The sequence below is a fragment of the Streptomyces decoyicus genome (assembly GCF_019880305.1).
In the GTDB taxonomy this organism is placed as follows: domain Bacteria; phylum Actinomycetota; class Actinomycetes; order Streptomycetales; family Streptomycetaceae; genus Streptomyces; species Streptomyces decoyicus.
Map to the genome: position 1 here is coordinate 5,982,352 of NZ_CP082301.1, position 21,163 is coordinate 6,003,514.

Annotated in this window: 19 protein-coding genes; 11 read left to right on the forward strand and 8 right to left on the reverse strand. The window is 72.6% G+C overall.

Annotated features, from left to right (window positions below; translation table 11 throughout):
- Window positions 1–15 precede the first annotated feature (15 nt).
- Window positions 16–1,245 carry a signal recognition particle-docking protein FtsY gene (gene ftsY / locus K7C20_RS26490; RefSeq protein WP_030084657.1) on the forward strand — a complete coding sequence of 410 codons (1,230 nt, stop codon included), beginning with the start codon at window positions 16–18 and terminating at the stop codon, window positions 1,243–1,245.
- 167 nt (window positions 1,246–1,412) lie between these two features.
- On the opposite strand, the gene K7C20_RS26495 is transcribed toward ftsY, so the two are convergent.
- A complete protein-coding gene (locus tag K7C20_RS26495; RefSeq protein ID WP_053209338.1) occupies window positions 1,413–2,081 on the reverse strand; it encodes a bifunctional DNA primase/polymerase in 669 nt (222 codons plus the stop codon).
- A 500-nt stretch (window positions 2,082–2,581) separates the two neighbouring features.
- Between K7C20_RS26495 and nsdA the strand changes: the two genes are divergently transcribed.
- The 5 genes from nsdA (at window position 2,582) to ffh (ending at window position 10,469) form a co-directional block, all read left to right on the forward strand.
- Window positions 2,582–4,060, forward strand: coding sequence for a transcriptional repressor NsdA (gene nsdA, locus K7C20_RS26500; RefSeq protein WP_053209339.1), 1,479 nt, complete (start codon window positions 2,582–2,584; stop codon window positions 4,058–4,060).
- A 356-nt stretch (window positions 4,061–4,416) separates the two neighbouring features.
- A complete protein-coding gene (locus K7C20_RS26505; protein ID WP_030084646.1) occupies window positions 4,417–5,757 on the forward strand; it encodes an ammonium transporter in 1,341 nt (446 codons plus the stop codon).
- Window positions 5,754–6,092, forward strand: a complete 339-nt coding sequence (locus tag K7C20_RS26510; RefSeq protein ID WP_030084644.1) for a P-II family nitrogen regulator — start codon at window positions 5,754–5,756, stop codon at window positions 6,090–6,092. The genes K7C20_RS26505 and K7C20_RS26510 overlap by 4 nt, the downstream gene beginning before the upstream one ends.
- A 193-nt stretch (window positions 6,093–6,285) precedes the next feature.
- Window positions 6,286–8,790 carry a [protein-PII] uridylyltransferase gene (locus K7C20_RS26515; RefSeq protein WP_078953226.1) on the forward strand — a complete coding sequence of 835 codons (2,505 nt, stop codon included), beginning with the start codon at window positions 6,286–6,288 and terminating at the stop codon, window positions 8,788–8,790.
- A 119-nt stretch (window positions 8,791–8,909) separates the two neighbouring features.
- A complete protein-coding gene (ffh, locus tag K7C20_RS26520; protein ID WP_030084640.1) occupies window positions 8,910–10,469 on the forward strand; it encodes a signal recognition particle protein in 1,560 nt (519 codons plus the stop codon).
- A gap of 316 nt (window positions 10,470–10,785) precedes the next feature.
- Here the strand turns inward: ffh and K7C20_RS26525 are convergent, their stop codons facing one another.
- The 7 genes from K7C20_RS26525 to K7C20_RS26555 form a co-directional block, all read right to left on the reverse strand.
- Window positions 10,786–11,958 carry an alanine racemase gene (locus tag K7C20_RS26525; RefSeq protein ID WP_030080405.1) on the reverse strand — a complete coding sequence of 391 codons (1,173 nt, stop codon included), beginning with the start codon at window positions 11,956–11,958 and terminating at the stop codon, window positions 10,786–10,788.
- 2 nt (window positions 11,959–11,960) lie between these two features.
- Window positions 11,961–13,082 (reverse strand): aminotransferase class V-fold PLP-dependent enzyme, encoded by a 1,122-nt coding sequence (locus K7C20_RS26530; RefSeq protein WP_053209340.1) that lies wholly within the window; start codon window positions 13,080–13,082, stop codon window positions 11,961–11,963.
- Complete coding sequence (locus tag K7C20_RS26535) at window positions 13,079–14,065, reverse strand: phosphotriesterase family protein (protein WP_053209341.1); 987 nt, start codon at window positions 14,063–14,065, stop codon at window positions 13,079–13,081. The genes K7C20_RS26530 and K7C20_RS26535 overlap by 4 nt, the downstream gene beginning before the upstream one ends.
- A gap of 54 nt (window positions 14,066–14,119) precedes the next feature.
- Window positions 14,120–15,484, reverse strand: a complete 1,365-nt coding sequence (locus K7C20_RS26540; protein WP_030080398.1) for a YhfT family protein — start codon at window positions 15,482–15,484, stop codon at window positions 14,120–14,122.
- A gap of 3 nt (window positions 15,485–15,487) precedes the next feature.
- Entirely contained in the window at window positions 15,488–15,847 is a 360-nt protein-coding gene (locus K7C20_RS26545) for a DUF2620 family protein (RefSeq protein ID WP_030080396.1), read from the reverse strand.
- Window positions 15,844–16,248 (reverse strand): hypothetical protein, encoded by a 405-nt coding sequence (locus tag K7C20_RS26550; protein WP_030080394.1) that lies wholly within the window; start codon window positions 16,246–16,248, stop codon window positions 15,844–15,846. Before K7C20_RS26550 ends, K7C20_RS26545 begins: the two co-directional genes overlap by 4 nt.
- 506 nt (window positions 16,249–16,754) lie before the next feature.
- The gene (locus K7C20_RS26555; RefSeq protein WP_030080392.1) at window positions 16,755–17,588 is read right to left on the reverse strand and encodes a methyltransferase domain-containing protein; all 834 of its coding nucleotides are present in this window, start codon (window positions 17,586–17,588) and stop codon (window positions 16,755–16,757) included.
- Window positions 17,589–18,132: 544 nt separating this feature from the next.
- On the opposite strand from K7C20_RS26555, the gene K7C20_RS26560 reads away from it, so the two are divergent.
- From K7C20_RS26560 to trmD, 5 genes are all read left to right on the forward strand, one after another.
- Window positions 18,133–18,723: a hypothetical protein gene (locus K7C20_RS26560; protein ID WP_030080391.1), complete on the forward strand. Its 591-nt coding sequence runs from the start codon at window positions 18,133–18,135 to the stop codon at window positions 18,721–18,723.
- Window positions 18,724–18,879: 156 nt separating this feature from the next.
- A complete protein-coding gene (gene rpsP / locus K7C20_RS26565) occupies window positions 18,880–19,320 on the forward strand; it encodes a 30S ribosomal protein S16 (RefSeq protein ID WP_030080385.1) in 441 nt (146 codons plus the stop codon).
- 2 nt (window positions 19,321–19,322) lie between these two features.
- Window positions 19,323–19,562, forward strand: coding sequence for an RNA-binding protein (locus tag K7C20_RS26570; protein WP_030080383.1), 240 nt, complete (start codon window positions 19,323–19,325; stop codon window positions 19,560–19,562).
- Window positions 19,563–19,730: 168 nt separating this feature from the next.
- Window positions 19,731–20,276, forward strand: a complete 546-nt coding sequence (gene rimM / locus K7C20_RS26575; RefSeq protein WP_030080381.1) for a ribosome maturation factor RimM — start codon at window positions 19,731–19,733, stop codon at window positions 20,274–20,276.
- Window positions 20,276–21,085 carry a tRNA (guanosine(37)-N1)-methyltransferase TrmD gene (gene trmD / locus K7C20_RS26580; RefSeq protein WP_030080379.1) on the forward strand — a complete coding sequence of 270 codons (810 nt, stop codon included), beginning with the start codon at window positions 20,276–20,278 and terminating at the stop codon, window positions 21,083–21,085. The genes rimM and trmD overlap by 1 nt, the downstream gene beginning before the upstream one ends.
- Window positions 21,086–21,163: the final 78 nt, after the last annotated feature.

Consider the following 21,163-nt stretch of genomic DNA (forward strand, 5'->3'; position numbering starts at 1 on the left):
GATACTGGAGGGGTTATGGAAACCGTCATCCTTGCCGTAATCATCGCCGTGGTCGTGCTCGGCGCGATCAGCGGGCTCGTCGTCAGCGGCCGCAAGAAGAAGCAGCTGCCGCCGTCCCCGCCGGCTGCCCCGAAGCCCTCCGTTACCGCGCCCCCCGCCGAACCGCAGGTCGGCGAGGAGGCCGAGACCCCCCGCGACGAAGAGCGTCGCACCATCGAAGAAGTCACGCTGCCCACCGCCGAGGCCCCCGTGGCCGAGGCACCGGCCGCCGAGCCCGAGACGCCCGTCGCGCCCGAGATCGAGGTCCCCGAACCCACCGCGGGACGGCTGGTCCGGCTGCGGGCCCGGCTCTCCCGCTCCCAGAACACCCTGGGCAAGGGCCTGCTGACCCTGCTGTCCCGCGAACACCTCGACGAGGAGACCTGGGAGGAGATCGAGGACACCCTGCTGACCGCCGATGTCGGCGTCGCCCCCACCCAGGAGCTGGTCGAGCGGCTGCGTGAGCGGGTCAAGGTCCTCGGCACCCGCACCCCCGAGGGCCTGCGCGGCCTGTTGCGCGAGGAGCTCCTCGCCCTCATCGGCACGGACGCCGACCGCACGGTGCACACCGCCAACGGCATCGGCAACGGCGGCGACGAGATCCCCGGCGTCGTCTTGGTCGTCGGCGTCAACGGCACCGGCAAGACCACCACCACCGGCAAGCTCGCCCGTGTCCTGGTCGCCGACGGCAAGTCCGTGGTCCTCGGCGCCGCCGACACCTTCCGTGCCGCGGCCGCCGACCAGCTCCAGACATGGGGCGAGCGGGTCGGTGCCCGTACGGTCCGCGGACCCGAGGGCGGCGACCCCGCCTCGATCGCCTTCGACGCGGTCAAGGAAGGCATCGCCGAGACCGCCGATGTCGTGCTCATCGACACCGCGGGCCGGCTGCACACCAAGACCGGCCTGATGGACGAGCTCGGCAAGGTCAAGCGGGTCGTCGAGAAGCACGGCCCGGTCGGCGAGGTGCTGCTCGTCCTGGACGCCACCACCGGTCAGAACGGCCTGGTCCAGGCCCGGGTGTTCGCCGAGGTCGTGGACATCACCGGAGTCGTGCTCACCAAGCTCGACGGCACCGCCAAGGGCGGCATCATCGTCGCCGTCCAGCGTGAACTCGGCGTCCCCGTCAAGCTCGTCGGCCTGGGCGAGGGGGCGGACGACCTGGCGCCGTTCGAGCCGGAGGCCTTCGTCGACGCCCTGATCGACTGACGCCGCGGCCAGGGCACCACGCCCGGACTGTCATCGGCCCCCGGACCCGCACACGGCGGGTGGCGGGGGCCGACGTCTTGTCCCTGGGAGCGAGGCCACCGAGGGCCCTGCACGAGCTCGCCGCCCGTGCGCCGTACGGCCAGGAGCGGGAAACCGGGTGCCCGGACTCAGACCGCCGAGCGGTTGCACACATACGCCAGGGTGCCCACCACCAGCCGCGCCTGCGGCGGATGGGCCGCGGTGTCCAGCGTCGGCGGGCGGAGCCAGCGCACCGGGCCGTGGCCGCCGAGGTCGGAGGGGGGCGCGGTGATGTGGTCACCGGGGCCCAGGGAGCGCAGGTCGAGCGTGGCGTCGTCCCAGCCCATCCGGTAGAGCAGATCGGGGAGCTCCTTGGCCGCACCGGGGGCGACGAAGAACAGGGCGCGGCCCGTCGGGGTCACCGCGGCCGGGCCGAGCGGCAGGCCCATCCGCTCCAGCCGCGCCAGCGCGTTGCGGCCCGCGGTCTCCGGCACGTCGAGGATGTCGAACGACCGGCCCACCGGGAGGAGCAGCGCGGCGCCCGGCGTCTCGGCCCAGGCCGCGGCGGCCGTCTCCCAGGTGGCCCCGGCCGCCAGCTCCCCGGCGAAGGCCAGTGGATGGGCGCCGGGGGCGGGGCAGTCGGCGGCGCCGCACGAGCAGTCCGTGCGCCCGCTGCCCGCGCGCACCGCGCGTGCGCCGGGGACGACCGCCCAGCCCCACAGCCCGGTGTACTCCGCCACCGCCGTGATCTCGGTCGAGCGGGCGCGGCGCCGGGAGCCGGAACGCATCTCGCGAATGTCGCCGATCGTGAAGCCCATGCCCCCTCCAACGGGTGGTGCGTGCCAGTGGTTACGAGTCGGTGGGTTGACGACGTGGCGCCCTTCACGCTCCGTCGCCGGCCCGCGTAGCCGGTGGTGTGACGTGGTGTGCCGGGTGGTGCGCTGTGCCGTGCGAGCCCGTGCGCGCTTCGCTCCGCCCGGCCTCGCTCGACCTGTGTCAAGTCAATCGCGGGAGCCTGGCGGGGAGTTCATACGAAGGGGTGGCGAATGGTGGCGTTTCCGCAATCGGCCTCGCGTGAGGCGTGATCGTAGGATTACTTTCGGTGCACGAACCCCGAAGAGGCATCATTCGCACGGGTATGCCGGTGGCAACGCACCGGTCGAGCACAGGCCAAAAGGTGTGGCCGGAATCCGTGGTCGGGTAGATGTACCCCGGACAGGCGTCGCAACGTGCGGCAGGCTGTGGACGGTTCGCGGCACGCACCAGGCACCAGACAGCCAGGCAGACAGCAACGCAGCTATCGGGATGGGGGCTTCCAGTGGGCGGCAACGGCGGCAGTGGCGGCACCGACGCCGCCAAACAACCCAACGCACAGCTGGGTTCGTGGTTCATGCGCAGCGGCTGGTCCAAGGGGGAGCTGGCGCGCCAGGTCAACCGCCGGGCCCGTCAGATGGGCGCCCACCACATCAGTACGGACACCTCCCGGGTGCGCCGCTGGCTCGACGGCGAGCAGCCGCGCGAGCCCATTCCGCGGATCCTGTCCGAGCTGTTCTCCGAGCGCTTCGGCTGCGTGGTCGGCATCGAGGAGCTGGGCCTGCGCTCCGCCCACCAGTCCCCGTCCGTCTCCGGCGTGGACCTGCCCTGGGCCGGCTCCCAAACGGTCACCCTCATCAGCGAGTTCTCGCGCAGTGACCTGATGCTGGCGCGCCGCGGCTTCCTCGGCACCTCCCTCGCGCTCGCCGCCGGACCCAGCCTCATCGAGCCGATGCAGCGCTGGCTGGTCCCGGTGCCCGCGGGCCAGGGCGAGGGCGGCGCCGAGGAGCCGGACCGCGCCCGCCGGCCCGCGCGGCTGTCCAAGCCGGAGCTGGATCTGCTGGAGTCGACGACCGCGATGTTCCGCCAGTGGGACGCGCAGTGCGGCGGCGGGCTGCGGCGCAAGGCGGTGGTCGGCCAGCTTCACGAGGTCACCGACCTCCTCCAGGAGCCGCAGCCGGCAGCGGTGGCCAAGCGGCTGTTCAAGGTCGCCGCCGAGCTCGCCGAACTGGCCGGCTGGATGAGTTACGACATCGGGCTCCAGCCCACCGCGCAGAAGTACTTCGTGCTGGCGCTGCATGCCTCCAAGGAGGCCGGTGACCGGCCCCTGGGCTCGTACATCCTCTCCAGCATGAGCCGCCAGATGATCCACCTCGGGCGGCCCGACGATGCGCTGGAGCTGATCCATCTGGCGCAGTACGGCAGCCGCGAGACGGCCACACCGCGCACCCAGGCCATGTTGTATGCGATGGAGGCCCGCGCCTATGCCGGCATGGGCCAGCCCAGCAAGGTCAAGAGGGCCGTCCGGATGGCCGAGGACACCTTCTCCGATGCGCTGCCCGGCGAGCCGGAACCGGACTGGATCCGCTTCTTCTCCGAGGCCGAGCTGAACGCCGAGAACGCCCACTCCTACCGGGACCTGGCCTATGTCGCCGGTCGCAGTCCCACGTACGCCTCGCTCGCCGAGCCCGTCATGGAGCGCGCGGTGGAGCTGTTCGGCCAGGACCCCGAGCACCAGCGTTCGTATGCGCTCAACCTCATCGGGATGGCCACCGTGCATCTGCTCCAGAAGGAGCCGGAGGCCTGCGCGGCGATGGCGCAGCAGGCGATCCCGTTCGCCCGGCAGGTCCGCTCGGAGCGGGTCAACACCCGGCTGCGCAAGACCGTGGACACCGCGGCGCGGGAATTCGGCAATGTTGCCGAGGTGATCCGGCTCAGCGACGAGCTCACCCGCCAGCTGCCCGAATCAGCGGCGGCCGTCTGACGGCCGCCCTTCGAACTCCGGCCGCGGCCGCCGCCCCGTACAGCCCGACTCGGCTCCCCCATGCCAGGTCACGCGGGCGGCAGCCGCGGCCGGGCTGTTTTTTGCGCCTGAACCGGCGCCGCTTTCGTGGAGGTGGCTGGGCGCCGTGGGGGCTGCTCGATGGGGGTTTCGGTGGGTTGAACGGGTGATGCCGGGCTGATCTGGGAGTTCACCGGGGCGTAACACGGGGGGCGTCTTCGTCACTGTGGTGAAACACCCGCAAGGTTTGGCCGAAACCGTGCTGCGACAACCTCAACGCGAAGTCGGCCCACCAGAAACACGCCCGCACGGGCCGCATCGACGACGAGGAGACGCCGATGCCCCCAGGCATCCTGACGCTTGCAGCAGACAAGGTGACGCTCAGCCCGGCGAACACCGGGTTCATGCTGATCTGCTCCGCCCTGGTGATGATCATGACCCCCGGGCTCGCCTTCTTCTACGGAGGCATGGTCCGGGTCAAGAGCGTGCTCAACATGCTGATGATGAGTTTCATCAGCCTGGGCATCGTCACGATCCTGTGGGTCCTGTACGGCTTCGGTCTCGCATTCGGCACCGACAGCGGCGGCTTCATCGGCTGGAACGGCAACTTCGCCGGCCTCAGCGGTATCGGCCTGACCGAGCTGTGGGGCACCAGCACCATCCCGGTCTATGTCTTCGCGATCTTCCAGCTGATGTTCGCGGTCATCACGCCCGCGCTGATCAGCGGTGCGCTCGCCGACCGGGTGAAATTCACCGCCTGGGCGCTGTTCATCGCGCTGTGGGTCACCGTCGTGTACTTCCCCGTCGCCCACTGGGTCTGGGGCGACGGCGGCTGGCTCTTCGAGCTGAAGGTCATCGACTTCGCCGGCGGCACCGCCGTGCACATCAACGCAGGCGCCGCGGCGCTCGGCGTGCTCCTCGTCGTCGGCAAGCGCATCGGCTTCAAGAAGGACCCGATGCGGCCGCACAGCCTGCCCCTGGTGATGCTCGGCGCCGGGCTGCTGTGGTTCGGCTGGTTCGGCTTCAACGCCGGCTCCTGGCTCGGCAACGACGACGGCATCGGCGCGGTCGCCTTCGTCAACACGCAGGTCGCCACCGCCGCCGCGATGCTCGGCTGGCTGGCGTACGAAAAGCTCCGGCACGGCTCGTTCACCACGCTCGGCGCGGCCTCCGGCGCGGTCGCCGGACTCGTCGCCATCACCCCGGCCTGCGGCGCGGTCAGCCCGCTGGGCGCCATCGCGGTCGGTGTGATCGCCGGTGTGCTGTGCGCCATGGCGGTCAATCTCAAGTACAAGTTCGGCTACGACGACTCCCTCGACGTCATCGGCGTCCACCTCGTCGGCGGTGTCGTCGGATCGCTGCTGGTCGGCCTGTTCGCCACCGGCGGGGTACAGAGCAAGGCCAAGGGCCTGTTCTACGGCGGCGGCTTCGACCAGCTCGGCAGGCAGGCCGTCGGTGTGGTCTGCGTACTGCTGTACTCCCTGGTCGTCTCGTATGTCCTTGCCAAGGTCATCGACCTGGTGATGGGCTTCCGGGTCGGCGAGGACGAGGAGGTCGCCGGCATCGACCAGGCCGCGCACGCGGAGACCGCGTACGACTTCACCGGCGCGGGCGGTGGCACGGTCGGCCGCAAGGGACCGGCACTCGGCGAGGCCCTGACAAAGAAGGTGGACGCGTGAAGCTCATCACGGCAGTAATCAAGCCGCACCGGCTGGACGAGGTGAAGGACGCCCTCCAGGCATTCGGTGTGCACGGTCTGACGCTCACCGAGGCCAGCGGATACGGCAGGCAGCGCGGGCACACGGAGGTGTACCGCGGTGCCGAGTACACCGTCGACCTCGTGCCGAAGATCCGTATCGAGGTGCTGGTCGAGGACGCCGACGCCGAGCAGCTGATGGATGTGGTCGTCAAGGCGGCCCGCACCGGCAAGATCGGCGACGGGAAGGTGTGGAGCATCCCCGTCGACGACGCCGTACGGGTGCGGACCGGGGAGCGGGGACCGGACGCACTGTGACGGCACCCCGGCCACCGCGCGGCTCCTGCCCTGGAGCGGCGCGGTGGCCGGGGCCGGAGCCGGCGACCGAGCGGCGGATGGCCGCCCGCCCCGCAGCGACCCACACTGAAGGGACGGGGGACGGCGGGGCTACGGGACGGCGGTACGGGCAGGCGGTGACGGCGGGGGACAACACGACCGAGGAGCGCGCGAGTTGACCGACAACGTCGAGGAAACGGCAGGCCCGGGCGGAGCGCCGGGCCCGGGGACCGAGCCCGCGCCCGCCCCGGAAGGCGGCTACCCCGCGGCCCGGCTGCGGCTCCTCCAGGACGAGGCGGCCATCGGGCCCGGCCGCCGCGCCGGCCTCGCCCGGCTGACCGACGACTGGCTGGCCGGCCTGCTGGCCCGGCACGCCACCGCCGCCGGACTGGCCGGCACCGCCCTGGTCGCCGTCGGCGGCTACGGCCGCGGCGAACTCTCCCCGCGCAGCGACCTCGACCTGTTGCTGCTGCACGACGGCCGGGCCGACGCCGATGCCCTGGCCGCGCTCGCCGATCAGCTCTGGTACCCCATCTGGGACCTCGGCCTCGACCTCGACCACTCCGTACGCACCCCCGCCCAGGCCCGTAAAGCCGCCCGCGAGGACCTGAAGGTGCAGCTCGGCCTGCTCGACGCCCGTCACCTGGCAGGCGACCCGGAGCTGACCGCGGCGCTGCGCACCGCCGCCTACGCCGACTGGCGCGAGAGCGCCCCCAAACGGCTCCCGGAACTCCACGACCTGTGCCAGGAGCGCGCCGAGCGGCAGGGCGAGCTCCAGTACCTGCTCGAACCCGAGCTCAAGGAGGCCAGGGGCGGGCTGCGGGACGCCACCGCACTCCGGGCCGTCGCCGCCTCCTGGCTCGCCGACGCCCCGCGCGGCGGCCTGGAAGCCGCCCGCACCCGGCTGCTCGACACCCGCGACGCGCTGCATCTGACGACCGGCCGCGCCACCGACCGGCTCTCCCTCCAGGAACAGGACCAGGTCGCCGACGCCCTCGGCATGCTCGACGCGGACGCCCTGCTGCGGCAGACCTACGAATCCGCCCGCACCATCTCCTACGCGGCCGATGTCACCTGGCGCGAGGTCGGCCGGGTGCTGCGCGCCCGCTCCCTCAAGCCCATGCTGCGCGGGCTGCTGCACGGCCGTACCGCGGGCAAGGGCGAGCGCTCACCGCTCGCCGAGGGCGTCGTGGAACTCGACGGCGAGGCGGTGCTCGCCCGCACCGCACGGCCCGAGCGGGACCCGGTGCTGGTGCTGCGCGCCGCGGCCGCCGCCGCCCAGGCCGGACTGCCGCTGGCCACCCACGCCATCCGCCGCTGCGCCACGGCCACCGCCACCCGGCCGCTGCCCGTGCCGTGGCCCGCCGAGGCCCGTGAGCAGCTGGTGACGCTGCTGGGCGCGGGCACCCACACCGTGCCCGTATGGGAGGCCCTGGAGGCCGAGGGCATCATCACGCGGCTGCTGCCCGACTGGGAGCGCGTCCGCTGCCGCCCCCAGCGCAACCCCGTCCACACCTGGACCGTGGACCGGCACCTCGTCGAGACCGCCGTACGGGCCTGTGACCTGACCCGGCGGGTGCACCGCCCCGACCTGCTGCTGATCGCCGCCCTGCTGCACGACATCGGCAAGGGCTGGCCCGGCGACCACTCGGTGGCCGGCGAGACCATCGCCCGCGACGTGGCGGGCCGGCTCGGCTTCGGTGCCCGCGACACCGCGGTGATCGCCACCCTCGTACGGCACCATCTGCTGCTCATCGACACCGCCACCCGGCGCGATCTGGACGACCCGGCGACCGTCGGCGCGGTCGCCGAGGCCGTCGGCAGCACCGGCACCCTGGAGCTCCTGCACGCCCTGACCGAGGCCGACGCCCTGGCCACCGGGCCCGCCGCCTGGAGCGCCTGGCGCGGCGGACTCGTCGCCGACCTGGTCAAACGGGTCGCCGCGCGGCTCGCGGGGGAGCCCGGACCGGAGGAACGCGGCGCCGCCGAGCCCACCGCGGAGCAGGAGCGGCTGGCGATCGAGGCCCGGCGCACCGGCGGCCCGGTCCTGGCGCTGCACGCGCGCTCCGAACCGCCCACCGGGGCCGGGGACGACTCCGAGGCGCCGGACCGGGAAGCGGTCGGTGTGGAGCTGCTCATCGCCGTACCCGACCAGCCGGGCGTCCTTGCCGCCGCGGCCGGCGTGCTGGCCCTGCACCGGCTCACCGTCCGCGCCGCGGACCTGCTCCTGCTCGACCCCGTCGAGGAGGGCCCGGTCCTGCTGCTGAGCTGGCGGGTGGCCGCCGAATACGGTTCGCTGCCGCGCGCCGACCGGCTGCGTGCCGACCTGGTCCGCGCGCTGGACGGCTCTCTCGACATCCCCGCCCGCCTCGCCGAGCGCGAACGCGCCTACGCCCGCCGTGCGCGTGCCGTGCTGGCCCCGCCACCCCGGGTCAGCGTCGCCCCCGGCAGCTCCCGCACCGCGACCGTGATCGAGGTCCGCGCCCAGGACGCGCACGGCCTGCTGCACCGCATCGGCCGCGCCCTGGAGCAGGCCGGCGTCGCGGTCCGCAGCGCCCACATCAGCACCCTGGGCGCGAACGCGGTGGATGCGTTCTATGTCACGGGGCCGGACGGGGAGCCGTTGGCCGACGGCGCGGCCCACGAGGTGGCGGCGGCTGTGGAGCGCGCCCTGGGGTAGCCGGGGAGCGCGCCCTGCGCTACCGGCCTCGGAACAGGGCCGGACCGGTTCGCTTGCGCAGCCCGATACCCTAGAAGCCGACCGAACCCCGCCCCCGACCCCGAGGATCGACGACCGCCGTGTTCGATACGCTTTCCGACCGCTTGGCGAGTACTTTCAAAAACCTCCGGGGCAAGGGCCGCCTGAGCGAGGCGGACATCGATGCCACGGCCCGCGAGATCCGTATCGCGCTGCTCGAGGCCGATGTCGCCCTCCCCGTCGTCCGCGCCTTCATCAAGCAGGTCAAGGAGCGCGCCACCGGCTCCGAGGTCTCCCAGGCGCTGAACCCCGCCCAGCAGGTCATCAAGATCGTCAACGAGGAGCTCGTCGGCATCCTCGGCGGCGAGACCCGCCGGCTGCGGTTCGCCAAGACCGCCCCCACCGTGATCATGCTGGCCGGTCTTCAGGGTGCCGGTAAGACCACCCTCGCCGGAAAGCTCGGCCGCTGGCTCAAGGCACAGGGCCACGCCCCGCTGCTGGTCGCCTGTGACCTCCAGCGCCCCAATGCCGTCAACCAGCTCCAGGTCGTCTCGGAGCGCGCCGCTGTCGCCTTCTACGGCCCCCAGCCGGGCAACGGCGTCGGTGACCCGGTCCAGGTCGCCAAGGACTCGATCGAGTACGCCCGCACCAAGCAGCACGACGTCGTCATCGTCGACACCGCCGGCCGTCTGGGCATCGACCAGGAGCTGATGCAGCAGGCCGCGGACATCCGCGACGCGGTCAGCCCCGACGAGGTCCTCTTCGTCGTCGACGCGATGATCGGCCAGGACGCGGTCAACACCGCCGAGGCGTTCCGCGACGGCGTCGGCTTCGACGGCGTGGTGCTCTCCAAGCTCGACGGTGACGCCCGCGGTGGTGCCGCGCTGTCCGTCGCGCACGTCACCGGCAAGCAGATCATGTTCGCCTCCAACGGCGAGAAGCTGGACGACTTCGACGCGTTCCACCCGGACCGCATGGCGTCCCGCATCCTCGGCATGGGCGACATGCTCAGCCTGATCGAGAAGGCCGAGCAGACCTTCAGCCAGGCCGAGGCCGAGAAGATGGCGGCCAAGCTGGCGAAGGGCCCCAAGGAGTTCACCCTCGACGACTTCCTGGCCCAGATGGAGCAGGTCCGCAAGATGGGCTCCATCTCCAAGCTGCTCGGCATGCTGCCCGGTATGGGGCAGATGAAGGACCAGATCAACAACCTCGACGAGCGCGAGGTCGACCGCACGGCCGCCATCATCAAGTCGATGACCCCGGCCGAGCGCCAGGAGCCGACGATCATCAACGGCTCACGCCGGGCCCGTATCGCCAAGGGTTCCGGTGTCGACGTCAGCGCGGTCAAGGGCCTGGTCGAGCGGTTCTTCGACGCCCGCAAGATGATGTCGAAGATGGCGCAGGGCGGCGGCATGCCTGGTATGCCCGGCATGCCGGGGATGCCTGGCATGGGCGGCGGTGGCGCCCGCAAGAAGAAGCAGGTCAAGCAGGCCAAGGGCAAGCGCAAGAGCGGCAACCCGATGAAGCGCAAGGCCGAGGAGGAGGCCGCGGCCGCGCGCCGCGAGGCCGCCCAGGCCGGCAACCCGCTGGGCCTGCCGCAGGGTGACCAGGAGCCGCAGAACTTCGAACTCCCCGAGGAGTTCAAGAAGTTCATGGGCTGAGGCCCGCAGTTCTGGATCGAGCCCCTGACCGCCGCGGGTGGTCGGGGGCTCGGTCGTGTCCGGGGCGGACGGGGAGTTCGGGGCGGCCTGGGTGTCCGGGGCGGCCTGGGTGTCCGGGGCGGACTGGGTGTCCGTGGCTCCCTCTGGCCCTCGGAGGTCGAGTGTCTGTACCTGCCCCCTGGCCCTCGGAGGTCGAGTGTCTGTACCTGCCCCCTTGCCCTCGAAGGCCGAGCATCTACACCCGCCCACCCCCCGAAGGGGGGTGGGCGGCGGGGAAAAACAAAAGGTGTGGGTGGGCGGCGGGTAGGGGGAAGGCTCACGGCGGTTGCCCTACGGGCCGCCCCCACGGGTCGTAACACCCCGTCAGTTCCGGTGTGCCGTCGGCCAGACCGGAGACGACCGCGACCGTGCTGCGGGTGACGAACACCTGGGTGCGGAAGGCCAGGACGGCGGTGTCCCCGGGCCGCGCCTCGCCGGGCGCCAGCAGCCGGTAGTAGTCGATGTGCTCGGGCGGAGCGTCCTGCACCGCGAGGCGCGCGCCGGTGCGCGGGATCAGCGCGGAGCGCACGGTGGCACGTGGGTAGAAGCCGCCGCCGAACAACGCCGGCCGGCCGTCGGCGAGGACATGGGCGACCTCGCTCACGTACACATAGCCGGGCTTCTCCGGCTGCCGCGGGCCCGCGGCGTGCAGGGGAGTGGTGCCGGTGAGCGCATGCCCCGGCTCCCCGTGCGTGGCGCCGAGCCGCGCCAGCAGCGGGAGACTCGCCATCGACGTGACGCCGGGCGCGCTCAGCAGCAGCCCCGCCGGATCGACCCCCCTCCGCGCGGCGAGCACCTCCCGTGCCGTACGGGCCAGGGCGAGGTTCGCGGTGGCGCGCGGCCGGCCCGCACCGGGGTCGCAGCGCAGACAGGGGAAGGCCGTCACCCCCGCGACACGTACGCCCGGCAGCCGCTCCGCCGCGGCGGCGAACGCCTCGATACCGTCCGGTGGCACCCCGCCCTCCTGCCCCGGATACCCCGCACCCGGCGCCCCCTCGACGCGTACGAGGATGTCCTGGACGCGGCCGAGCCGGACGGCCGCCTCCGACACGGCACGCGCGTTGGCGAGGTCGTAGACGGTGACCGCCTCCGGGCGCCACGACAGCATCTCGGGCAGTGCCCGGTGCGGGATCTGCACCAGATGACCGAGGTTCCCGGCCCGCGCGCCCGCCGCATGCAGCACCCGCGCCTCGGGCGGGTCGATGGCGGCGAAGCGCGGGATATGGCGGGCGACGGCCCGGACCAGCTCGGGATTGCGGCCGAGCTGCTTGACCACGAACCAGAGGGCGAGCCCCCGCCGGCCGGCCTCCGCGGCCAGCAGCGCGGCGTTCGCGGTCACCGCGTCCAGGTCCATCACATAGGTGTCGGGCGGGATGGCGCCGCTTCGGTGCAGCTCGGTCGCACAGGCGACCAGCCGGGGATTGCGGGCGAGGACGGTGTCGAGAAACACGGTCAGTCCTCCCCGTCCGCGCCGCGCCCCAGGTCAGCGAGCGCCCGCCGGAGGATGTCCAGCACGAGGTCCGCACCGGCCCGCATGGGGTTGATCCGTACGGCCCAGTCGGCGAGTCGGGGGGCGTCGGCCAGCGCGGAGCCGGACAGGCGGTAGAAGAGCGGGGCGATCTCGTAACGGGAGTTGGCGCCGACCGGGTACGGGGCGGCGCCGTGCCGTGCCGCGGCGGCCGGCAGCGCGCGGGCGAGCGGGCGGGCCAGGCGTACCAGCACACACCGGTCCTGCGCGTTGGCGAGCGCGGCCTCGGCGACGCCCGGCACTTCACCGGCCGTCAGCCGCCCGGCGACCTCGGCCGCCACCTGCGACTGCACCGCCCACATCACCGGCACATGCGTCAGCGCCCGCAAGGCGTCCAGCGCCTGATGCCCCTGGACCTGTCCGCCGCCCGAGTAGTTGTCCCGGTGTACCCGCGCCACCAGGTCCGCCGTGCCCACGACGGCGCCGACGCCCTCCGGGCCGTGCAGCTTGAACAGCGAGAAGCAGGAGGCGTCGGCGCCCAGTTCGACCCCGCAGTCCGGCACCCGCAGCGCCGCGTAGTTGTCGTCCACCACGGTGCGTACGCCCGCGGCCCGGCAGGCCGTCAGCACCGCGCCCAGGTCGTAGGAGTCCGCGAGGCGCTGCCGGGTGTGCTGGACGTACGCCCAGCGGAAGTCTCCCGAGGCGAGTGCCAGGGCCGGCTCCCGCGGATCGTTGAAGTCCGCTTCGACGGCCCGTATGCCCAGGCCGCGCAGGGTGTGGGCGGTGGTGCGGTAGACCGGCGCGCGGTGGATCAGCAGCCGGTCGCCCGCCTCCAGGACGGCCGTGAGCGCGGCCCGGATCGCGCCGGTGCCCGCGCCCTGCACCAGTGCCGCGGCCTCGGCCCCGAAGAAGTCGGCGAGCACCGCCTCGACCCGGGCGGTGGTACGCGGGCGGCCGAGCCCCGGCACCACTCCGGCGTCCGCCGCGAAGAGCTGGGGCCCTTCGAAGTGCCGGGCGGTGCATTCCAGCAGCCGGAACTGCCGGGCCAGGGCATCGGACAGGGTGACAGCCGGGAGGGGGACGGTCCGGGGCAGCCGCACGCTCATGCCGGGGCGCCTTCCGGCGGCCGCCCGCCGTCCGCCGACGGCTCGCCGTCCGCCGTGTCCCGCCCCGTGAGAAACCGCAGCGGATTGCGCCGCGTCAGCCCGTCGATCAGCTCCTCGTCCATCCCGGCAGCCCGCAGCCGCGGCAGAAAGGACCGGAACAGATGCCCGTAGCCCATACCGCCCTCGCTGACCAGGTAGCCGTGCCGGGAGACATCGCAGCTGAGCAGCACCCGGTCGGCGTACCCGGACTCCACGAGCGCCAGCAGCAGCCGCAGCCGCACCCGGTCGCTTTGGTAGCTCTCCTTGCCGACCGTGTCGAACGCGATGTACGCACCGGCCGCCGCCAGCTCCCGGTGCACCGCCGGATCGTCGAGCAGGTCCTGATGACCGATGCTGACGCGGTGCGGCGGCAGGCCGGCCGCCGTCAGCAGCTCCAGCTGGGCGAGGCCGCCGCGGCCGAACTGGGCATGGGTGGCCACCGACAGGCCGGTGTGCGTGGCGGCGAGTGCCGCCGCGGTCAGCGTCCGCGCCTCCGGCTCGCTCGGCCGGTCGCCGTGGCTGCCGACCTCGCCGATCACCCCGGGACGGATCCCGGAGCCACCGCAGCCGCGCTCGATCTCCCCGACCAGCGTCCTGGCCAGCCGTTCGGCGCTGGTGCGGCTCAGCTCGGCGGGGTGGAACGGCTCGTAGTACCAGCCGGTCGCCGCGATGACCGCGACCCCCGAGTCCGCGGCGATCCGGGCCATCCCGGCCACATTGCGCCCCATGCCCCGGCAGGTGAGTTCGATGAGCAGGGAGAGCCCGAACTCGCCGCGCAGCGACGTCAGTTCCTCGGTGATCGCGGCCCGGTGCCCCGGTGTCAGGGTCGCCGCCCTGTCGGCGCCCCGGGTCAGATCCAGCGCCAGATGCTCATGGGCGAGCACCGGTCCGCGCACGGCGGAGGCGGGCAGGGGGCCCGTGACGGTTTGCAGCAGCTCGTTCATCAATGCCTTCCCGGCCGCCCGGCGCGGCCGAACCCCGTCCGGGAGCGGGCCCCGTCAGGAGGTGAGAGGAGTGAACAGGTCCAGCCAGTACAGGACGTTGAGCAGGACACCGCCGACGACGACCGCGGCGGGCCCCGCGGCCGTCCGGACCACGACCCGCCCCATCGCCTCGTTCAGCAGGTACAGCCCGCCGACGAGCAGAATGCCCAGCCCGCCGCCCATCGCCTGGGCCGCCAGCAAAGAGCCGAAGAGCAGGGCCAGTTGCAACGTCGCGCCGATCGCGCCGCGCAGCTGCTCGGAGGAGTCGCGTACGGACGGCAGCCCGCCCAGCACCCGGCCGATCCCGCTGAGCGCCAGCACCTCGACGGCGAAGACCAGCGCCCCGCACACCAGCGCCCACCAGGGGCTCGGCAGCAGATAGCCGATCGGGTAGACGAACGTGAAGCCCGCGATGCCGTACGCGCCGGAGGCCAGCGCGGTGGTGGCGATGAGCGGCAGAAACCCGAAGGCGCGGTAGAAGTCGACCTGCGCCGCCTCCGCCGACCGCCCCTTGGCGATCAGGAAGCTCGTCGCCTCACCACCGCCGAATATGTGCAGCTGCGCCAGCAGACACACCCCGGCGCCCAGCGCCATGAACAGCGGCAGATGGCGGCGCAGCCGGGCCGCGCTCGCGCTGAACAGCGACACCATGGGGTCGTCGTCGGGCACCGCAGGCCGCTCCTCCGCCGTCCCGGCCCGTTGGGTACGCCGCTGCCGCAGGTCCTTGGCGACCGCGAAGCCGATCAGCAGCAGCACCCCGGCGGCCATCGCCGGCGCCCCGGCGAACACCTTCGGCCACAGCTTCATCGTGAGGATGACGAGGGCGAGTTCCACCACGCCCGCCACTGCACCCGGCAGCCTGCCGAACTGCTTGCTGATCGCCAGCGCCGGGAACAGCGTGAACAGAAACAGGATCGGCGTCGCCATCTGCTGCATGGCCGTCAGGAAGTCGACCGGCAGCTCGTGCGCCATCTCGTTGGCACCCTTGAGCCCGAAGACCACCACCGCGCCCCAGGCCGCGCCCAGCACCGGCGCGAGCCACTTCCGCGGCGCGAGAATGCCCAGCAGATCGGTCGGCAGGAACACCAGCCAGGGGTTGAGCACACCCGACGACAGTGCCATCGGCGCGCCCAGACCGAAGATGAAGCCGGCCGACAGGCCGAAGGAGACCGCGCCGGTCGCCGTGCGGGTGGTCCGCCCGTGCAGGAAGTCCAGCATGAACGGCCGTACGCCGTCGTTGAACACCGCCAGCGCCAGATGCGCCAGGTACGCGGTCAGCGCGCACAGCCCGATGACGGTCAGCTGCCCGGCCACCGGGAAGTCGAGAGCGCCGGCCGCGGCCGCCGGGCCCTGATGCGCGGCGGCGGGGAGGCTGCCCACGGGTCAGGCCGTACGGGCGGCGAGGGCGTGGGCGAGTACGGGGGTGACCGCGTCCATCTGGTCGAGGGCGTAGCCGAAGACCCGTTTGCCCTCGTCGAGCAGCGCCTCGATCTGCTCCGTGCTGGGCACCGACCGCCCGAAGGTGTGGCAGACGGCCGCCCCCAGCAGCCCGACCAGCACGCCGAGCGAGGCCCCCGCCCCGGTGTGGCAGGTGCCGAGGAAGTAGTCGGCCCGCCCGGCCCGTAGCGCAACCGCCGCGTCCATGTCGTTGCTGACGACGATCTCGACGCCCGGCAGTCCGAGCCCGGTCACCTGGCCGGCGACCTCGGACTTGCCGACGCCGCCGGTGAGGATCTTGGTCATGGGGTGTCCCTTCGCGGTCGGGCCGCGGGCACCGCCGGGCCCCCGCGCCATACGGCCAGATGCAGTGCCAGGAAGTGGACTTCCGGGCCGGGGAGTGATGCGCCCAGCTCGCTCTCGGCCCGTACGGCGACGGCGCGGGCACGGGCCAGAGCCTCGGGATGGGCCGCGAGCTCCTCGGCCACCGCCGCCTCCGTACCGGTCGCCTCGACGGTCCCGCCGTCCAGCAGCCGGGTCAGCGCCATCAGCAGATGACTGGTCAGCATCCCGGCGCAGTCCTCGGTGACCGGCCGTCCCTCGGCGGCCAGCGTCTCCAGCTCGGCCGTCACGAACGCGGCGACCTCCGGCCGCACCTGCCCGCTGTCACGGAAGAGCCGGATGCGCCGGGCGAGCCGGGAGTCCATGGGCGGCCGTCCTTCCCTCGAAGGCAACAGTAACCAGGAGTCTGGACTTTCTCTGACGTTCCGTCACTTTTTGTCATGCGGTCCACGCCCCGCCGCCGCCCGGCCGGTCGGCGGCGAACGGGACAGCACCGCCGTCACGGCCCTGCCCTCGGCCAGGGCCGTGGGCGGCCGCGCCCTGCAGGAAGGTGGTCGCGAAGGGTGCGCCGGCCTCCTCGAAGGCCGCCCGCAGCCCCGTCGCGAGTCCCTCGGAACGCGGAAATGCGGCAGCGGCATCGCGGCCCGCACGTGCCGAGGCCGGACAGGCGCCACAGGGCGGCCCGGTCGGCCGGGACGAGGAAGGCGCCGAGGTGGCCGCGGACGACGGTCTTGATCGCCCCCGCCTCGTCCAGCAGCCGCTGCGCCATCCGGGCCGAGGACCCCGTTCACGCACATGGCAGCAAAAAAGGATCCTGGATACTGCCGAACGGCCGCCGGACGCCCGTCCCGCACCTGCCACCCGCCCGGCGCTACCTCGTCCGTGCGATCAGATAGCGGAAGACATTCGGCATCCACACCGTCCCGTCCGCCCGCTGATGCGGATGCAACGCCTCCGCGAGCTCCTTCTCCACCTGACGCTGCTCGGCCGCCTCCAGCGCCGCGTCGAACAGCCCCGTCGACAGCAGCCCCCGCACCGCGCTCGCCAGATCCGCATACCCGAACGGGCAGGCCACCCGGCCCGAACCGTCGGGCCGCAGTCCGGCCAGCTCCGCCAGCTCCTCCAGGTCGTCCCGGCGGCTGGGCCGCCACCCGGCCGGACCCTGCGCCACCCGCAGCACCCCGACCGTGGCACACCGCTCCACGGGGCCCCAGCCGCCCAGCACCACCGCGCTGCCGCGCTCCGACAGCCCGGCCGCCGCGGTGAGCGATGCCGTCAGTCCCTCGACCGTGCTCACACAGCCCACCGGGTGGAACGCCGTGACCACGTTGAAGGGGGCATCCGCGGGCGCCGCGTCCTCCAGACCGCCGCTGACCAGCCGGGTGTGCTCCGGCATACCGTCCGGCGTGAGCCGTTCACGCGCCAATTCCAGCCGCGACTCGTCCGCGTCCACCCCGCTGACCTGCGCGCCGCGCGCCGCCGCGAGCAGCAGCGCCAGACCGGAGCCGCAGCCCAGCCCCAGCAGACGGGTACCGGGACCGATCCCGAGGCGGTCGTACGCGGCTTCGTACAGCGGTACCAGCATCCGCTCCTGGATCTCGGCCCAGTCACGGGTGCGCGCCCGTGACCGGGCCGGGACGGCCGGGTCGTCGCAGCGCATGGATCCGGAGTGCGGAAGCTGGTGCCGCACGAGCGTGGGTGACATCGATAGCGCCCCTATTCGCCGAGAACCCGAAGCTGTCCGTACCGATCGCCCCCGTGTTCGCGCGTTGTGCGCCCCCGCAATCCAGACAACTGCGCATCCGTCCGGGCGTCCAGGGGGTGCGCCGGGGTTGTCTCCCGCGCGCCCCCGTGTGCGCCGGGCCCGCTCCCCGGAGCGCCGTTCCAGGGTGCCCCGGCCGGCGCCGTCCCGCCACGGCAGCGCCCGCCACCCGGGCGCATCACGCGCCCCAGGTGCCGTGCGGACATCCGCCTCCACGCCCCCTACGGTGGGACGCGAGCCGGTGCCGGGCGGGCACAGGAAGGCCCCGTACGATCGCCGCGGTGATCGTTGCCCCGGTATACGACCGGCTACGCCATGCGGCGTACGCGGGGATACGTACCGGCTTGAGGGCTGCTGGGCGCCTTCTGCGCAGATCTGCGCACCCCGCCCTCGGCACGACTCATGACCGGAAACTGACTGGTACGTGCAAATTATTTGGGATGCCCCGGAATCGGAACACTGGGCGACCCCGGCTCGTTGTCACGACGTGAGCACGACACCGCCTGTCCTCGCCGCCGAACTGGCGCTCGCCTGGGCCGATATTCAACGGCACCACCCCGAGCTGCCGGACCTGGCCGCGCCCGAGTCCCTGATCGGAGAGTCCTCGTCCGCCTGTGGCGCCGAACTCTCCTTCGAACGGCTGCTCCACGAGGCCGTCCACGGCATCGCCGCCGCCCGCGGCGTCCGCGACACCTCCCGCGCAGGCCGCTACCACAACCGCCGTTTCCTGGCGATCGCCGAGGAGCTGGGCCTGGACCATGTCGACGAGCCGCACCCCAGCAGCGGCTTCTCGCTGGTCACCCTCAACCCCGAAGCCAGGAGACGCTACCGCTCCACCATCGAACGGCTGGCCCGGGCGCTGAAGGCGCACACCGCCGCAACCGCCACGGACACCACCCGCAGCTTCCGTGGCCCGGCCGCCCGGCACGGCTCCTCCGGAGGAGGCGTCCGCGTCAAGGCCGTCTGCGACTGCGGCCGCAATGTCCGCGTCGTACCGTCCGTGCTCGCCCAGGCACCGATCGTCTGCGGCGGCTGCGGAAAGCCCTTCCGGATCCCCGAGGTGGCCGCGGTCGGCTGACCCATGGGCGTGTGGCACAATGGCTAGCTGTACTCGACAGTCGCATAGGACCCCTCTCTCCTCCGGCTGACGCGTCCATCGGGCACCCCGAGTACCGCAACCCCACGTGGCATCCCGTTGTGCCCCACCACGTCAAGACCAGGAGACACCACTTCCGTGGCAGTCAAGATCAAGCTGAAGCGTCTGGGCAAGATCCGCGCGCCTCACTACCGCATCGTCATCGCCGACTCCCGTACCCGCCGTGACGGCCGGGCCATCGAGGAGATCGGCCTGTACCACCCGGTGCAGAACCCCTCGCGCATCGAGGTCGACTCCGAGCGTGTCCAGTACTGGCTGGGTGTCGGCGCGCAGCCGACCGAGCCCGTCATGGCCATCCTCAAGGTCACCGGCGACTGGCAGAAGTTCAAGGGTCTGCCCGCCCCGGCGCCGATGAAGGTCGCCGAGCCGAAGGCCGACAAGCGCGCCCTCTTCGAGGCCGCGGCCAAGGACTCCGGCAACGAGCCGAAGGGTGAGGCCATCACCCCGAAGGCGAAGAAGGCTGACAAGAAGGCGGACGAGGCTGCGGCCGAGTCCACCTCCGAGTCGACCGAGGCCTGAGCATGCTCGAGGAAGCCCTCGAGCACCTCGTCAAGGGCATCGTCGACAACCCCGATGACGTGCAGGTGGCTTCGCGCACCCTGCGCCGCGGGCGCGTGCTCGAGGTCCGGGTCCACCCCGACGACCTCGGCAAGGTGATCGGCCGCAACGGCCGTACCGCCCGCGCTCTGCGGACCGTCGTGGGCGCCATCGGCGGCCGTGGCATCCGCGTCGACCTCGTCGACGTGGACCAGGTCAGCTGACAAGTTGAACACCGGCTCGGGCCGGGGAGGGCCCTCGGGCCGTCCCCGGCCCGAGTTCGTTGGTGACCGTGGATCCACCCTCGTCACCACCCGTTGAGAAACCACGACGGTCCTCGGCCCCTCCGCGAGAGCGGCGGCGGGCCGACCGCGAAAAGGGGAGAGAACAGCGTGCAGTTGGTAGTGGCACGGATCGGCCGCGCCCACGGCATCAAGGGTGAGGTCACCGTAGAAGTGCGCACCGACGAGCCCGAATTGCGGCTCGCCCCGGGCGCCGTCCTCGCCACCGAACCGTCCTCGGTCGGACCGCTGACCATCGCGACCGGCCGGGTGCACAGCGGCCGGCTGCTGCTGCGCTTCGAAGGTGTCGCGGACCGTACGGCCGCCGAGGCGCTGCGCAACACCCTGCTGATCGCGGAGGTCGACCCCGAGGAAGTCCCCGAGGACCCCGAGGAGTTCTACGACCACCAGCTGATCGACCTCGACGTCGTCACCCGCGACGGCACCGAGGTCGGCCGGATCTCCGAGATCTCCCACCTGCCCTACCAGGACCTGCTGGTCGTCCAGCGGCCCGACGGCAGCGAGGTGCTGATCCCGTTCGTCTCCGAGATCGTCCCGGAGATCGACCTGGAGGAGCAGCGCGCGGTCGTCGACCCGCCGCCCGGCCTCCTCGACGCCAGCCAGGCCGAGATCGCCAGCAGCCGCGAGGACAGCTGATGCGGCTCGACGTCGTCACGATCTTCCCCGAGTACCTCGAACCGCTGAACGTCTCCCTCGTCGGCAAGGCCCGCGCCCGCGGACAGCTCGATGTGCGCATCCACGACCTGCGGGAGTGGGCCCACGACAAGCACAACACCGTCGACGACACCCCCTACGGCGGCGGTCCGGGCATGGTCATGAAGCCCGAACCATGGGGCGAGGCGCTCGACGAGATCCTCGCGTCCGGCGAGGGCCAACCGGTGATCGTCGTCCCCACCCCGAGCGGCGCTCCCTTCACCCAGCAGCTGGCCGTCGAACTGTCGGCCAAGCCCTGGCTGGTGTTCACCCCGGCCCGGTACGAAGGCATCGACCGCCGCGTCATCGAGGAGTACGGCGACCGCGTCGATGTCCGCGAGGTCTCCATCGGCGACTACGTCCTGGCCGGCGGTGAGGCGCCGGTGCTGGTCATGGTCGAGGCGGTGGCCCGGCTGCTGCCCGGCGTCCTCGGCAACGCCGCCTCCCACCAGGACGACTCCTTCGCCCCCGGCGCGATGGCCGACCTCCTGGAAGGGCCCGTCTACACCAAGCCCCCTGAGTGGCGCGGCCGCGGCATCCCCGACGTACTGCTCAGCGGCCACCACGGCAAGATCGTCCGCTGGCGCCGTGACCAGGCCTTCCGCCGCACCGACCTCAACCGCCCCGATCTGATCGAGCGCGCCGACCCCGCCGCGTTCGACAAACACGACCGCGCGATCCTGGCCGCTCTTGGCTGGTCGGAGGGCGAGGACGGCCGATTTGGGCGGACGACCGGGGCCGTGGAAGAATAGGCCGCTGCTGTGTGCGTCCGGCGCGCGCCCCTGCCACAGGGGGAACGACGCCCGCCCGACGGAACGGCATCCGAAACA

Excerpts from the sequence above, each read along its gene's own strand:
- K7C20_RS26535 (WP_053209341.1), bottom strand. The coding sequence starts at position 14,065 with ATGAACGAGCTGCTGCAAACCGTCACGGGCCCCCTGCCCGCCTCCGCC.
- K7C20_RS26545 (WP_030080396.1), bottom strand. The coding sequence starts at position 15,847 with ATGACCAAGATCCTCACCGGCGGCGTCGGCAAGTCCGAGGTCGCCGGC.
- K7C20_RS26555 (WP_030080392.1), bottom strand. The coding sequence starts at position 17,588 with ATGTCACCCACGCTCGTGCGGCACCAGCTTCCGCACTCCGGATCCATG.
- K7C20_RS26530 (WP_053209340.1), bottom strand. The coding sequence starts at position 13,082 with ATGAGCGTGCGGCTGCCCCGGACCGTCCCCCTCCCGGCTGTCACCCTG.
- K7C20_RS26550 (WP_030080394.1), bottom strand. The coding sequence starts at position 16,248 with ATGGACTCCCGGCTCGCCCGGCGCATCCGGCTCTTCCGTGACAGCGGG.
- K7C20_RS26495 (WP_053209338.1), bottom strand. The coding sequence starts at position 2,081 with ATGGGCTTCACGATCGGCGACATTCGCGAGATGCGTTCCGGCTCCCGG.
- K7C20_RS26505 (WP_030084646.1), top strand. The coding sequence starts at position 4,417 with ATGCCCCCAGGCATCCTGACGCTTGCAGCAGACAAGGTGACGCTCAGC.
- trmD (WP_030080379.1), top strand. The coding sequence starts at position 20,276 with ATGCGGCTCGACGTCGTCACGATCTTCCCCGAGTACCTCGAACCGCTG.
- K7C20_RS26570 (WP_030080383.1), top strand. The coding sequence starts at position 19,323 with ATGCTCGAGGAAGCCCTCGAGCACCTCGTCAAGGGCATCGTCGACAAC.
- ftsY (WP_030084657.1), top strand. The coding sequence starts at position 16 with ATGGAAACCGTCATCCTTGCCGTAATCATCGCCGTGGTCGTGCTCGGC.